This is a genomic window from Kaistella carnis, from assembly GCF_003860585.1.
Taxonomy (GTDB): Bacteria; Bacteroidota; Bacteroidia; order Flavobacteriales; family Weeksellaceae; genus Kaistella; species Kaistella carnis.
Genome location: NZ_CP034159.1, coordinates 1,076,441 through 1,090,694, shown reverse-complemented (window position 1 = coordinate 1,090,694; position 14,254 = coordinate 1,076,441). Strand labels below are relative to the sequence as shown.

Annotated in this window: 10 protein-coding genes; 9 read left to right on the top strand and 1 reads right to left on the bottom strand. The window is 36.3% G+C overall.

Annotated features, from left to right (window positions below; all coding sequences use genetic code 11):
* The first annotated feature begins 258 nt into the window (after positions 1 to 258).
* Positions 259 to 1,788, top strand: coding sequence for a hypothetical protein (locus tag EIB73_RS04860; protein ID WP_125023175.1), 1,530 nt, complete (start codon positions 259 to 261; stop codon positions 1,786 to 1,788).
* A gap of 245 nt (positions 1,789 to 2,033) precedes the next feature.
* Here EIB73_RS04860 and EIB73_RS04855 read toward each other — a convergent pair whose 3' ends face one another.
* On the bottom strand, positions 2,034 to 2,939 hold the full coding sequence (locus tag EIB73_RS04855) for an IS1595 family transposase (RefSeq protein ID WP_125021496.1): 906 nt from the start codon (positions 2,937 to 2,939) through the stop codon (positions 2,034 to 2,036).
* Positions 2,940 to 3,123: 184 nt separating this feature from the next.
* Between EIB73_RS04855 and EIB73_RS04850 the strand changes: the two genes are divergently transcribed.
* From EIB73_RS04850 to EIB73_RS04815, 8 genes are all read left to right on the top strand, one after another.
* Complete coding sequence (locus EIB73_RS04850; RefSeq protein WP_125023173.1) at positions 3,124 to 3,969, top strand: hypothetical protein; 846 nt, start codon at positions 3,124 to 3,126, stop codon at positions 3,967 to 3,969.
* A gap of 173 nt (positions 3,970 to 4,142) precedes the next feature.
* Positions 4,143 to 4,856, top strand: a complete 714-nt coding sequence (locus EIB73_RS04845) for a 3-ketoacyl-ACP reductase (protein ID WP_125023171.1) — start codon at positions 4,143 to 4,145, stop codon at positions 4,854 to 4,856.
* Positions 4,857 to 5,128: 272 nt separating this feature from the next.
* Positions 5,129 to 8,104 carry a SusC/RagA family TonB-linked outer membrane protein gene (locus EIB73_RS04840; RefSeq protein WP_125023169.1) on the top strand — a complete coding sequence of 992 codons (2,976 nt, stop codon included), beginning with the start codon at positions 5,129 to 5,131 and terminating at the stop codon, positions 8,102 to 8,104.
* A 6-nt stretch (positions 8,105 to 8,110) separates the two neighbouring features.
* Positions 8,111 to 9,559, top strand: coding sequence for a SusD/RagB family nutrient-binding outer membrane lipoprotein (locus tag EIB73_RS04835; protein ID WP_125023167.1), 1,449 nt, complete (start codon positions 8,111 to 8,113; stop codon positions 9,557 to 9,559).
* A complete protein-coding gene (locus tag EIB73_RS04830) occupies positions 9,552 to 10,310 on the top strand; it encodes a glycerophosphodiester phosphodiesterase family protein (RefSeq protein ID WP_125023165.1) in 759 nt (252 codons plus the stop codon). Before EIB73_RS04835 ends, EIB73_RS04830 begins: the two co-directional genes overlap by 8 nt.
* Positions 10,311 to 11,891, top strand: a complete 1,581-nt coding sequence (locus tag EIB73_RS04825; RefSeq protein WP_125023163.1) for a calcineurin-like phosphoesterase C-terminal domain-containing protein — start codon at positions 10,311 to 10,313, stop codon at positions 11,889 to 11,891.
* A gap of 292 nt (positions 11,892 to 12,183) precedes the next feature.
* A complete protein-coding gene (locus tag EIB73_RS04820; protein ID WP_125023161.1) occupies positions 12,184 to 12,786 on the top strand; it encodes a TetR/AcrR family transcriptional regulator in 603 nt (200 codons plus the stop codon).
* Positions 12,787 to 12,880: 94 nt separating this feature from the next.
* Positions 12,881 to 14,227: a TolC family protein gene (locus EIB73_RS04815; protein ID WP_125023159.1), complete on the top strand. Its 1,347-nt coding sequence runs from the start codon at positions 12,881 to 12,883 to the stop codon at positions 14,225 to 14,227.
* Positions 14,228 to 14,254: the final 27 nt, after the last annotated feature.

Below are 14,254 nucleotides of genomic sequence, written 5' to 3'. Positions count from 1 at the left end.
GAGAATTAATTCAAAAATGAATTAAAGAAAACCATTACCTGTTTAAAGAAAGGAAAAGGTTTAGAACGTACACTCTCAAAAATGCTTCTTTTATTATTTTCATAAATTCATTATTAAAATGATTTTTTTTATTTTCCACTAATTAACCTGTTCACTATTCTAATTTTCTCTTATCAATATACAATAAGTGCGATCGTTTTTGAGTTATTATTAATTATTTAGACCTTTTATAATCAATTATTAACCAATTATTCAATTATGAGAAGATTTTTAGCATTTTTAGGCATTTTCACATTGCTAAGTGGAGTCGCAGTTTCATGTAGGGATGACGAAAGCACGAACACTCCCGATGTACCAAAAGTAATGTTAGATAACGCCACAGGGATTTACAGCAGCATTGACGATGCAAAAGGCTTATTTAAAATAGAATTGTCAGGAGAAGACATCGATTTTCATCTCCAGTTTATTTCTGATCACGTAGCAGACGCCGATTTGCTAAATGCAGAAATGACTGCTGAAACCTACAAAGTTGCTGATTTAGCAAATAAATATACCCTAACTCTTGACAGTTATTGGAATAAAGAAGGGGTGACGTCCGGGATTGTAACCGGAACATTATCTGTTCAACGCAGTGACGAAAACTATACGATTAAAGGGACGCTGAAAGACGCAAAAGACGTAGCTTATGAAATCGACTTCACTGGTGTTATAGACATTCAGCCTCAATATGAGGTAGAATATGCAAAACAAAATGGCTGGTATTGGGGCGATGATCCGTACAATTTCCCAAATATTGGTGAATATATGAGCTATTTTGTTCAAGGACAAACAAATAATTATGGCGAACTTACGGGCGATGGATATTATATCAATATTTCGTTTTTCAATGAGATGGCGCCTAAAGCATGGGAAGCGCAGATCCCCAACCAAACCTACACCGCTTCTACGGAATATAAAGTAGGAACTTTTAAAATCGCATCTCAAGCTGATATTGATTCTGGAGCACCGTATTACGCATTTGCTTCATTTCAACACGTAAATCAAGAAAAAGGAATCAATAAAGAAGTATTTATTACGGGCGGAACGGTACAGGTTAAAGATATGGGAGAGAATCAGGAAGTTCGGTTTAATCTGGAGTTGCAGGATGGAACGCGCCACGTGGGTAAATATACGGGCTTCGTTCGTCAGGGAGATGAATATACGGTTTCTTCACTTCTTAGCGATCGCGATATAACCGACTTAACTCATGGTTATTTAGAATACAGAGGTCAGTCGCCAATAGCAGGCAAAACAAACAAAAGATGGAATATGTATCTGTTAAGTGAGAACGTTTCTACAATGCCGGAATATTATTGGTCCCCAAGTGGTACCGGAAATCTTCTACGCGTCACTCTTTATACTTCTTCAACACAATCAACCGATATTCCTGTTGGAACCTATCCTATTGGAGAAGAAGTTGCGGGAAATGCCGGAGTGGGACAGGGATATGAAGTAGGATTGGATTTTGGAACATGGTTTTTTGAATTGAGTTCCGATGAACACGAAAACTACGCACCTATAAAAACAGGAACGGTGGAAGTATCGAAAAACGGTACCATTTACACTGTTAGTTTAAAAGGGGTAGATGATCGTGACAACGCCATTACAGCAACCTATTCCGGAGAACTTACATTTGTAGACCACGGTTACGGGACCAAACTTCCCAAAAAGGAGAACACTCCGAAGAAAGTGAATACCAAAAATCAACTCTACGATTGGAAAAAGAATTCCAGAAATATGAAATTCTAATTAGTATTTTCGAAAAATGAAAGAAGCCGTCTCAATGCTGAGGCGGTTTTTTTAATTGTTTTTAATGATTGTTAGGTTGGTGTAGTCTTCGTATTAGGTGTTGACTATCAATTCCATCAATATTTAATTTAGAATTAAAGAGGAGCAGTTTTTCTCCAGCCTGAAAAATGAACGTAAAAGAAAATTAAGAATTTATGAACCATAAAAATATATGTTTTATTTTTTTTATGTATATCCGTTTTTAATCATACTCCTGTAATGCTTGCTATCACAAGTCTATCGAACAGTTTATCTTCAAAATATCTCCGATTTAACTTATAAACAAACTCATTTAGATAAAGTTGAAGGTTTTTGCGTTTTATTTTGTGGTAATTTCCTAATAAATTCCTTTTCGCATTACTGATAAATATGTGAACCCAACGCAAAGTATCTTTTGTAGTTTCTTTCGAAGATTTTTCTGAAATATGAATTTCTACAAGTTGTGATATATCAACATATGACGTGCTTTGATCTGTAAAAACTATGCTGGATTCTGCCAAAGATTCTTTAATAGTCTCATTAATTCCCTCTGCTGTATGATCTTCTAATACTATTGCTTTAAAATATCTACAAGATTTCGATGTCTCTCCTGTTTCTATATTTTCTAATGGCGTAGATTCCGCCATCACTGCAACATTTTGCTTTCCAACTGCACCTCTTCCACGAATCCCTTTCTCTTGTTCCAGTTCTCTAGATTCAACTGTAAAATACCCTTCATCCATTTCAATCATGCCCTCTAAAGTGTATCTTTCATCTCGTTTTCCCATCGCTTTTCTCAATTTGTGCATCATAGCCCAAACTGGCTCATAGCGCTTCAAACCTAATTGCCTTTGCATTTCTTTAGCAGAAAATCCTTTTTTTGTTGCACTCATCAAAAACATCGCTTTATACCAAACTAGAAAGGACAAATTGGAATTTTCCATGATGGTTCCACTTCGTAATGTAGTTCGCTTTCTACAAGATTTACACTCGTAACTTAATCTGCTTTTAATCCAAAAAAAATCAGTTTTTCCGCACTTGCAGGAAACGCCAATTTTGTCACGTTCTGCTTTAAAATGAGATATACAATCCTCTTCACTGCTAAACTCTACGCCAAAACTAAAAATATTCATCTCAATGATTTAATTATCAAACAAATATACGAAATTATGTGGAGTTACGGACATACATAATTTTTTTAATTGATAATGATGATTCAAAAACAGGCAATGCATAAATAGTTAGAGTAAAATTCAGCTTTTTCCAACTCGTTTTTCTAAATTTGCCTCTCCAATTCAGACCACAAAACTTAACATAATGATTGATAAAACCTTCTACTTAGAAAATCTTTCTGCCTTTGATATTCTCATTCAGGATGAGGACCGCAAACAGGCCGAAGAAGTTATTTTCAGGGTGTACAGTATATTGCAGCGAGATAAAATCTGGCTTCATGAGGTAGCGACGCGGGAGGAAATTTTTGAGGAAGATGTTGAGCTTTTGGAAGAAGTAGAACAGGAGCTTAAAGAACTGGATGAGCAATATGATTTCCGGTTTGACGAATTTAATAAACTCGTTCAGCAGGAGATGAAGAAACTTCAGTCCAATTCCAATGTGAGCCTGACCGAAGTTGATGATTTCCAAAATGAAGAAGATGATATTTTTTACGGTCAGGATGATGAAGAATTGGAGGATATTACCGAGGACTTTGAAACTGAAGATGAAGAGGACTTCTTGGTAGACGGTGATTTTTATGACGAAGACGAGGATGAAAGTGATGATGTCCTAAGTCATTTATCAGATGAAGAAATCGATCTGGTGCCGGAGTTTATTCTTGAAAGTGCAAAAAAGCGGTTTAATTATCCTGCATTTTTGGAATCATTCCCGGTTGATGATGAATTTTTTGTAGAGGAGGAATTTCTATTTCCTGTTATCGTAGGAAAAGCCTTTGGAGAAAGCAGCATGGAGATTTCTGAAAAGATACATTCTTCAATGATGATGCACGGCTATGTAATGGAAAAGACGGATTTGCTCCAAATGATTGATCAGAAAGGAAAAGAAATGGGCCCTGAGATTTTAGCCTTCAAAGTTGCGTCTGATTCCTTGCAGCAAGCCGCTCATCCACGTGATGTTGTTGCACAGATTGCACCATTATTAAGATCTTAATATTTTTGAGGAAAGTTGAGCATTTAAATAACAATTTTAGAACAGATTAAATAAAGGTTGGTACATCGTATGCTGACCTTTTTAATTTCCTTAACATCAATCTTAACTTTCCCCTCAATTCCTTAAGCGACCAAATATAATTCCTTAAATTTACTTTATCAAAAATGTATAAAATGAATTTAAAAGGAAAAAACGCCATCGTTACAGGTGGAGGTAGAGGTCTTGGAAAAGCAGTCGCTTTAATTTTAGCCAAAGAAGGAGTCAATATGGGTATCACCGGACGTAATGAAGAGAATTTAAAAAATACCGTTGAAGAATTGAAAGGTTTAGGAGTTCAGGCTTCTTACGCCATTTTCAGTATGGATGAAGAATCTGCGGTTCAAAAAGGAATTTCAGATTTAGCAAAAGATCTAGGTGGAGTAGATATTCTTATCAACAACGCTGGAATTGGTGACTTTGGAAGTATTGAAGATATGCCGTCTGAAACTTGGGAACAAGTCATCAAGACCAATTTGTTCGGAGTTTATTATGCAGCAAAAGCAGTCTATCCATTCTTAAAGGAGAAAGGAGCGGGCGATATTGTCAACGTTGCTTCAACAGCAGGTTTAAAAGGAGGACCAAATATGTCGGCTTACGCAGCTTCGAAAGCGGCAGTTGTTTCTTTATCACAATCAATGATGGCAGAATGGAGAAAACAAAACATCCGCGTCATTACTTTAACGCCAAGTACGATTGCTTCTGATTTGTCGATTCAAGGTGGTTTGACCGATGGAAATCCAGAAACTGTACTTCAACCTGAAGATTTTGCTGAATGGGTAAGAGATATTTTGAAAATGAACAGAAGAGCATTAATTGCTAATGGTTCTATTTTTTCAACCAATCCTTAATCGTCATTCTTTAAAAATTAATAAAGAGTTTAAATACTTATATCAAAAGCGGGTTTTTGCCCGCTTTATTTGTTAAAAATTTATAAATATTAACAAAATATTAAGATAGGTAACATATTATTATTGAGTTATTTCCAAGGTCTTTTTGCGCCTCAAAATTTAGAGAGCGACATTGTGAAGAGTAGAATCTTAATATGGATTTAATAATTGTTAACGCCCTGTTAACGGTGTTTTAGAAGGGTTTTTCTAGTTTTGCGCAAACAAAAAAGATCATGAGAAAGGAAACTCAGAAAATATTGACAATTCCAATATTATTGCTGTTAAGTGCAAATGTAGGCGCACAGCAAAATGTTAAAAAAGACAGTACAGTAAATATTCAGGAGGTGGTCATTACTGCTTTGGGAATTAAGAGACAAGATAAATCTCTGGGTTACGTTGCGGAGAAAGTGAAAGGTGAAGTTTTTGAGAATATTCAAAATAACAATTGGGCACAAAGTTTAGAAGGAAAAGTTGCAGGTTTAAAAATTCAAAGCACAGGTGCAGGTCCTTTGGGCTCATCGAGAATTACGTTGAGAGGTGAAAAATCAATGAGCCTGGATAATAATTATGCCTTAATTGTTGTTGATGGTGTGCCTTTGAGCAATTCCACAACAGGAACTGGAACTCCAGCGTATGGAGCAGGCTCTGGGGGAGATGTCCCTATTGATTTAGGAAATGGTCTCAACAGTATCAATCCAGATGATATTGAATCAGTAACAGTGTTGAAAGGTGCTTCTGCAGCAGCGCTTTATGGCGCAAGAGCTGCGAATGGCGCTTTGATGATTGTCACAAAGTCAGGAAAAAGTAAAAATGGTAAGGTAAAAGTTTCCTTTAATTCATCGTTGAGTTTTGATTCGGTTTTAAAGTGGCCGGATTATCAATATGAATACGGTCAGGGGACCCTAACAAAAAATAAGGCTGGACAATTTTATTATTCATACGGTGCCTCACCAGATGGCGTAAATACAGGTTCGACGAGCAGTGCGTTTGGACCGAAATTCGAGGGACAATCCTATTACCAGTATGATCCAACACTCGAAGGACAAAGTGCAACAAGGCAACTTTGGCGTCCTTACAAAGATAATATCAAAGGTTTCTGGGGCGTGGGCACGACATCTTCCAACACTGTTTCTATTGAAAATTCCAGTGAGAAAACTAACTTCCGAACATCGTTAACTTATCTTGATAACGAATGGATGATGCCTAATACGGGTTTCGATCGATTTAATATGGCATTATCGGTAGCGCATAAACTGTCGGATAAACTCAAGATCTCGGCTAAGTTTAATTATGCCAATACCAAAAGTGATAATCTTCCCGCGACTGGCTACAACAATCAATCGATTTCTTATTTTATGATTTTTCAAAATCCTAATGTTGATTTGGCTTGGTATAAACCCATCTGGAAAAAAGGGCAGGAAAATGTAGATCAAATTCACCCTTTCAGCAGTTTTATTGATAATCCTTATCTGATTGCTTATAAAATGTTGAACGGAGTAGATAAAAAATTAATTAATGGAAATGTAACTGCCGATTATCAATTCACCAAAGATTTTAAAGTAATGCTTAGATCAGGAATTGAAGCGTTAAATGAAAAAAGGACCACCATCAGGCCTTGGAGTTCGGCGAATTATAGCAAAGGCTTTTACCGAGAACAATTTATTACAAATCAAGAGTTTAATAACGACGTTTTATTTACTTATAAAAAAGATTTAAACAAATTTAATATCAGTGCCAATCTTGGAGGAAGCATTCGTTATAATGAATATATCATGAGTGACTACCGCGCGGAAGGTCTGAAAGTCGCCGGAGATTATACACTGAACAATGCCATTTCGTTGCTTACCAAAGTTCCGCAACCGCGCGATCAGCAATCCAATAGCATTTACGGATTGCTAAGCCTTAATTATGAGAATCAGGTTTTCTTGGATGTTACCGGAAGGAATGACTGGAGTAGTACGCTTTCTAAAGATTATCGGTCATTTTTCTATCCTTCAGTAAGTACCAGTTTCATTTTGTCTGATATTTTTAAGATATCTACTAATAGGTTCAATTACTGGAAATTGAGAGCTTCCTGGGCAAAAGTAGGTATTGCCGGCTCGCCTTATCAGTTAGATAAGTACTATAATATCAGTGATTTTGTAGGATCTGTAGAGACACCAGGGACGTATCCGAACCCGTTTTTAAAACCTGAAAAAAACACCAATATTGAAGCGGGAATGGATTTTTCTTTCCTGAACAACAGACTAATATATAACTTCACTCTTTATCAAAATGACACGGAAAATCAAATTATTGTCATTCCTACACTTTATGAGTCCGGCTATTCAAGCCGAGTGATCAATGCAGGTAAAGTGAGAAACACAGGCGTTGAAATGAGTTTAAATGCAGTTCCCATAAAATCGAAAAACTTCTCTTGGAATATTGGTGCAAACTGGTCAACAAACGGCAATGAAATCATCAGTCTGCCAGAAGAATTTAGTGGCGAAAACTATTACACCATGGCAACGGTGGCAGGAGTAGTGTATTACAACGCAACAGTTGGTGGATCTTTAGGAGATATGTGGGGTTTTAAATTATTGCGAAATGCAAATGGTGAGGTGATTTATGATAATAATGGACTCCCAGCAAGACCGGAAAGAATAGAGAAGGTGGGTAATGCTTTCCCCGAATGGCGCGCAGGTCTTCATAATGATTTTAAATATAAAAACTTCACTTTAAGTGTTTCTTTTGATGGGCAATATGGTGGTGTAGCTTATTCGCAGAGTCATCATAAAATGTCGGAGCAGGGGAAACTCCGTCATACTTTAGTCGGGAGGGATGATCCAAACGGCACGATTATCGGAGACGGCGTTGTGGTAAATAGCGACGGATCCTTCAGTCCAAACGCAACACCAGTCTCACTTAGTTCTTACTACGGAGATTATTACCGAAGAGCCAATGTAGAAACCAATACGTTCGACACCTCGTTCGTAAAATTAAGAGATGCCAGAATTGCGTATTCTTTTTCAAAAGAGCTGATTTCTCCTTTAAAATTATCAGAGCTCACTTTCGCAATTTTCGGGAAAAACCTTTGGATGTGGACAGAATTCCCACTATTCGATCCTGAAGTAGCATCATTAAATAATTCAACTATTACACCCGGAGTCGAAATCGGGCAACTTCCATCGGCCAGAACCATTGGTTTTCAACTTAACTTAAAATTTTAAATTCTTATGAAGAAGATAATATTAAATTCCGCATTCATCATTTTACTCCTTGTAGTAAACTCATGTCAAAGATCGTTCGAAGAAATTAATACCGATAACAGCAGGATCAAAAGCCCGTCGGCAGGAAGTTTTTTGAAACCGATTCAATATGAAATGGCAAGTTATGGCTACAAAAGAGCTGATGATTTTACCTTTGATATTATGCAGGTCGCACTGCCGTTTCCCAATGAAGGAAACACCGTGAGCAGATATTATTTAACGGAAGGTACTGGAAATGGCTTTTGGAATACCAGTTATAAGTGGTTAAAACAAGTGAGCGAATTAAATGCCGCTGCGACAAAAGAACAAAACAACAATTATATTGCGATTTCTAAAGTATTAAATGCTTGGATTTTTGCCAACCTCACCGATGCTTTTGGAGATATTCCAATGTCCGAGGCATTGCATTTAGAAAATAATATGATGAAGCCGAAATATGATGAACAAAAGGATATTTATCAATTTCTTTTAGATGATTTAAAAGCAGCGAACTCCTTATTTGATGCTACGAAAACATTACCTGAAGGCGATTTATTTTATCATGCAGATGCCAGCACAGAAGGAATCGTAAAATGGAGAAAGTTATCTAATTCCTTATCACTACGATTGCTGACTCGAATTTTGAACAAAAACGGAGAAATTAATGTTCACCAAAGAATCAATGAAATCGTGAACAATCCAGCGACTTATCCTATTTTTACGAGTAATGAAGATGGTGCGACTTTGGATATTTCAGGAATTGCGCCCTTGCTTCCTCCGATTGCCAGACCTCAGGATTTTACGGCATACCGCGCTGCTGCAGAATTTTTTACGAAGACTTTGGTAGACAATCAGGATCCCAGGCTGAGCAAATTTTTTACCCAAGCCAAAAGTATTCCGGCTAATCAAAATATGGGCTACAAAGGCGCACCTTCGGGTTATGCTTTAGGAAGCAGTTTCGAATATCAACCTTCAAATATGAATCAGAATTTAGCAAAAGCGCCATTGAAAATTCTGGTAATGCCTTATGCTGAAGTACAGTTTATTTTGTCTGAACTGGCTTTCAAAGGAATTATTTCGGGAGATGCCAAGAATTATTATCAGAATGGCGTTAAAGCAACAATTGAACAGTGGGGAAATGTGGTGCCCGCAAACTATTTTGATAATCCTAAAGTGGCCTATAATGGAACTTTTGAACGGATTATGTTACAAAAATATGTCAGTCTTTTCTTTATCGATCATCAACAGTGGTATGAGCAAAGGAGAACTGGGTTTCCAGTACTTCCAAATAATGGAGGTCTATTGAACGACGGAAAAATGCCTCAGAGAATGCTTTATCCAACATCGACTAAAATTCAGAATTACGACAATTATTTAATTGCCTCTCAGCGAATGGGTGGTGATAATATTAACACTAAAATGTGGTGGAATGACTAAGATTACGATAAAATTTACCAGTGCATTTTTACTATTAAATCTTTTATTAATGCAGGCACAAACTCAAATTATAGCACACCGTGGTTACTGGCAAACAAAACCTCCGACCACAGAAAATTCCCTGAAAGCTTTAGAAAATGCTCAAGGTTTAAATATTTACGGAACCGAGTTCGACGTTCGAATGTCAAAAGACGGCGTGCTGGTAATCAATCACGATGAACATCATGGTTCTATGGAAATTTCGGAAACTAATTTCCAAGATCTGGAAAAATTGAAATTAAATAATGGCGAGAACATTCCAACTTTAAAAGACTATTTAGAAAAAGGAAAAAAATACTCCGCCTTAAAACTAATCATAGAACTGAAACCAATCAATTCAGAAACCAAGGAAAATGAATTGGTACAGAAAGCAATTCAAATCGTGAAAGACCTGAATTTGGAATCCCAAAGTGAATTTATCTCCTTCAGTTTAAATATTTGTCAGCAGATCAAAAAATTAGAACCTGCATTTAAAGTGCAATATCTCAAGGGTGATCTTTCGCCTTTAGAAATAAAACAAAAAGGATTGGATGGTTTAGATTATCATTATTCTGTGTTTCTGAAAAATCCTACTTGGATTTCGGAAGCAAAGACTTTAGGATTAATCACCAACTCCTGGACGGTAAATGATGTTGAAATATTCGAAAAACTAAAAAACCAAGGAATCAATTTTATTACCACCAATATTCCTGACCAATTAAAAAATAATTAAATGAAAACATTCTTATTTTCCTGTTTGTTAATTCCGGGAATAGCATTATCGCAAACGTCAGTCTCTGGCTATATTTATAATGATCTCAATAAAAATCAACAAAAAGATCACAACGAGAAAGGAATCGAAAATGTTGCAGTTTCAAATGGTGTTGATGTTGTTTTAACTGATAAAAGAGGGCGTTACAGTTTGTCCATTCAAGACGATCAAACCGTATTTGTCATTAAACCCAGGGGTTATCAAGTTCCCGTGAATGAAAGAAATTTACCTCAGTTTTATTATCATCATAAACCAGCAGGTTCTCCTACGACTTATAAATATCAAGGGGTAAAATCTACAGGGAAACTTCCAAAAGAAGTAAATTTCTCTTTACAACAGCAAGCTGAAACCGACAGTTTCGATATTTTAGTTTTTGGTGATCCACAACCTTACACTGAAAAAGAACTGGACTATTTTAAAAGAGGAATTGTTAATGAAGTTAAGAATAATAGAAAAAATGCTGTCTTTGGAATTAGTTTAGGAGATCTTGTAGGAGATAATTTAAATCTTCAAAAACCTTACGCAGAAGTGATGAGGGAAATTGGTTTGCCTTGGTATAATGTAATGGGAAATCACGACATGAATTATGAGGCGACCGAAGATCATCTTTCCGATGAAACTTTCGAATCGAATTTTGGACCGGCCAATTATTCATTTAATTATGGTAACGTCCATTTTATTATTCTAGACAATATTCTATATCCCGATCCACGAACAAAAAAAGGATATTGGGGTGGTTTTCGCGCAGATCAGTTGCGTTTTATCGAAAACGATTTGAAGCTGGTAGATCAAAATAAATTAATCGTGGTTTCATTTCATATCCCGCTAAACCATAAAAATGAGGACACTTTTAGAAATGCAGATCGCCAGAAACTGTTTGATTTACTAAGTCCATTTTCCAATGTTTTGCTGCTTTCTGCACACACGCATTTACAGCAACAACTTTTTTATGGTAAAAAAGACGGGTGGAATGGGATCAAAGAATTGCATGAATACAATGCCGCTACTACAAGCGGAGACTGGTATTCTGGCACAAAAGATGAAGCCGGGCTTCCTGCTTCTACCATGAGAGATGGCACTCTGAAAGGCTATTCTTTCCTTAGTTTTAAAGATAATCAGTACGATATAAAATACAAATCTTTCGGCAAAGAGGATGACTATCAAATCAAATTATATGTACCAAAGGTGATTCCTTTTCCTTCCAAAACATCTGCGAAAGTGGTGGCAAATTTTTTTATGGGAAGCAAAAAGGATAAGGTAGAGTATCGTCTTGATGGTGGCCAATGGAAGTCGATGGACTATCATGAAACCATTGATCCCGCTTTTGCACAGTCGGTCTATAAATGGGATACTACTGAGCAGCTTTTTGAAGGTAGAAGACCATCAAACCCTGAAGTGTCAAGCCATATTTGGGTCGGTGGTTTTACAAATAAATTGAATGCCGGTACGCATAAAGTAGAAGTGAGAGCTTTCGACATGTTTGGTCATGAATTTACCACTTCGGAAACTTTTGAAGTGCAGAAGGCAATTCCAATTCCGTAATTTTTTTTCTTTTTATATTTCTTTCAAAGACCAACTTATCGTAAGTTGGTTTTTTCGTACAAAATCCCTATAAATGAGGTCGCTATATTTTATACCATTTAAATTGCCGGTTACATGATAGAATTATTGAAGCTCTATTAAATTTTTAGTAAATCCGTTTCTTAAATTAGATGTGACAATAAAACTCAATTTTATCCATCATTATTAATTTTATCTATCGAACATATTACATATGAAAACTTGGAAACTAATTTTGTTTTTTAGTTTTCTTTTGTATCTTTGCCCCCGAATTATGGACGAAAAAACAATTTTTTTAAGTAAAGCATCAGAACTTTTCATCAATAACGGCGCGAAAAGTGTGACGATGGATGAGATTGCAAAAGAGTTTGGAATTTCTAAGAAAACCCTTTATCAGAAATACAAAAATAAAGAGGAATTATTGGAAGAAGTCTTGGAATACAAACTTCACGAAGTGATCGACCGACTTCAGTATCTGGATGACAATGTTGAAAATGCCATTGAAAGAATGTTTTGTCGGGACGAAGAAATCGACAAGGTTTCTCACTCTAACAATAATATTCTGATTCGCCAACTTTTAAAATATTATCCGACTATTTTTCACAAACACATGTTGAATTTTTCTACAAAATTCGCAGAAGTATTGGTGCACAATATTGAAAAAGGAAGAAATCAAGGACTTTACCGAGAAGATTTTAACGCAGAAATTTATGCGAAGATTTTTTTCCAACTTGTGATGTCTTATGACAGTTCTCCGTTTTTTGATACCGAAGTAATCGAACGTGAATATTTTGTGCAGGAAGCTTTGTTGCTCTACATGAACGCGATTACGAACGAAAAGGGAAAAGAAGTGCTAAAAAGTCTTCACCAAAAGTAATATCCTGTAGTTTTCCTTAGAAGTTGATTCATAATATTTCAATTTAATGGAGGTAAACTTAATTATAATCAGTAATAAATAACAATTATATAAAATGACCAATTGGAGAAAAATGGCTTTTGTCGCCCTCTTTGCCGGCTCAATCACAGGATTGAAAGCGCAGCAGACGGTTACCTTAAAACAAGCCATAGAGTACGCGCTTCAAAATAAAGCAGAAGCGCTAAAAGCAAAACTGGATGTTCGGAATGCCGATTATCAAATTATGGAAGCGAAATCGAATGCATTGCCCCATCTTTCGGGTGTTGCGAATCTTACCTATAATCCGCTTTTGCAGAAATCTGCCTTAGATGTGGGTGCATTTAGTGGTGGGCCAAGCAATATACAGTTGATTTCTTTCGGACAGAAATGGAATGCCGGTGCAGGTTTGCAGTTGTCTCAGGCGATTTTTAACCAAAAAGTATTCATAGGACTGAAGGCGGCAAAATCAACCAAAGAATTTTATCAAATCAACGAACAGTTAACTGAAGAGCAGATTATAGAAAGAGTTTCGAATGCTTACTTTCAGGTCTTTACGATTCAGCAGAAAAAGGAAACTTTAGAAAGCAGTTATACAAGTACTGAAAAAGCCAGAAATGTGATCAAAAGTTTGTTCGATAATGGGTTGGCGAAAAAAGTGGATTTGGATCGAACCAATGTAAATTTGACCAATATCAACACCATTTTGAAGCAGCAGGAAAACGGCATTAACCAGGCGGAAAATGCGTTGAAGTTTTACATGGGAATGCCGATAGAAACTGAAATTGAATTGGTGAAAGCCGATATGGAAGTCACTCCACATTTGTTAGATGATGTTATAGAAACAGATAACAGAGCGGAAGTCCAACTTTTAGCCAAACAAAAAGAATTGTTACAGTATAATAAAAAAGCAGTTGAAGCAGATTATTATCCGACAGTAAACTTAAATGCGAATTACAGTTATCAGGGATTGGGAGATAAATTTCCTTTAACCCACGGCGAAAAAAGCGGCGTTTTCTGGTCAGATTATTCTGCGATTACGTTAGGCGTAAATATTCCGATTTTTAATGGTTTTGCCACGAAAGCGAGAGTAGCAATGGCGCAAATAGAACTTGAGAAATTAGATGTTGATATTAAAGACACCAAACTTGGTTTAGATTTGTCGTATCAAAACGCGAAATCTCAAATTGAGAACAGTCTTGCTTCTTTAGAAAGTCAAAAAGCCAACGTAAGTCTTGCGGAAACCGTAGCCGCCAATACCAAAAGCAATTACCAATATGGTTTGGCAACACTTACGGATTTGTTGGAAGCCGAAAATGCTTTGGTAGAAGCGAAAAACAATTACAGCAATGCGATCCTGGATTATAAAATTGCAGAAATTCAATATTATAAATCGAAAGGCGAACTTAAAACCTATTTAAAATAAACTAAAAATAAAATCGTGTTGAAAGTT

Coding starts and splice junctions, on each gene's coding strand:
- EIB73_RS04845 (WP_125023171.1), top strand. CDS start 4,143: ATGAATTTAAAAGGAAAAAACGCCATCGTTACAGGTGGAGGTAGAGGT.
- EIB73_RS04815 (WP_125023159.1), top strand. CDS start 12,881: ATGACCAATTGGAGAAAAATGGCTTTTGTCGCCCTCTTTGCCGGCTCA.
- EIB73_RS04855 (WP_125021496.1), bottom strand. CDS start 2,939: ATGAATATTTTTAGTTTTGGCGTAGAGTTTAGCAGTGAAGAGGATTGT.
- EIB73_RS04835 (WP_125023167.1), top strand. CDS start 8,111: ATGAAGAAGATAATATTAAATTCCGCATTCATCATTTTACTCCTTGTA.
- EIB73_RS04840 (WP_125023169.1), top strand. CDS start 5,129: ATGAGAAAGGAAACTCAGAAAATATTGACAATTCCAATATTATTGCTG.
- EIB73_RS04860 (WP_125023175.1), top strand. CDS start 259: ATGAGAAGATTTTTAGCATTTTTAGGCATTTTCACATTGCTAAGTGGA.
- EIB73_RS04820 (WP_125023161.1), top strand. CDS start 12,184: ATGGACGAAAAAACAATTTTTTTAAGTAAAGCATCAGAACTTTTCATC.
- EIB73_RS04830 (WP_125023165.1), top strand. CDS start 9,552: ATGACTAAGATTACGATAAAATTTACCAGTGCATTTTTACTATTAAAT.
- EIB73_RS04850 (WP_125023173.1), top strand. CDS start 3,124: ATGATTGATAAAACCTTCTACTTAGAAAATCTTTCTGCCTTTGATATT.
- EIB73_RS04825 (WP_125023163.1), top strand. CDS start 10,311: ATGAAAACATTCTTATTTTCCTGTTTGTTAATTCCGGGAATAGCATTA.